This window comes from Salinivibrio costicola subsp. alcaliphilus, from assembly GCF_001996185.1.
GTDB classification, from domain to species: domain Bacteria; phylum Pseudomonadota; class Gammaproteobacteria; order Enterobacterales; family Vibrionaceae; genus Salinivibrio; species Salinivibrio costicola.
The window spans coordinates 1-392 of record NZ_MUFR01000152.1 but is presented as its reverse complement, the minus strand read 5'-3'; the positions used below and the strand labels follow the sequence as shown (position 1 = coordinate 392).

The 392-nt window shown below is 61.5% G+C and carries 1 protein-coding gene; it reads right to left on the bottom strand.

Annotated features, from left to right (window positions below; all coding sequences use genetic code 11):
- Positions 1-392 (bottom strand): IS66 family transposase (locus BZJ21_RS15640; protein WP_158075550.1); only part of this gene is annotated, 392 nt, incomplete at both ends.

Below are 392 nucleotides of genomic sequence, written 5' to 3'. Positions count from 1 at the left end.
TAAGTGTGCCCCCGGCCTGGTTGGTAGTCGAACAGCACCACCGGCGTCGTGCTTTGCGCCGGGCTGGTGTAGGCCCAGAGATAGGATTGGCTCTGGGCTCGCTTGTCTGGCTCCTTCAGCACCTGAAGCGTCGTTTCGTCACCGTGGATAACCGACTCTCCGAGCAAGCTTTCCTGCATAGCGAGGTACAGCGGCGACAGCCGCTCAGCCGTTTTAATCATCCAGCTTGCCAGAGTAGTACGCTGGAGCTCGACGCCGACCCTGGCCAGCTCTTTTTCGATGCGGTATAACGGTAGGCCGTCGGCATACTTGCTCACCGCAACGGTGGCCAGGGTCCCAGCAGTGGCGATACTGCCGGGCAGCGGCTGGCGGGGCATGGCAGCGGTGATAAT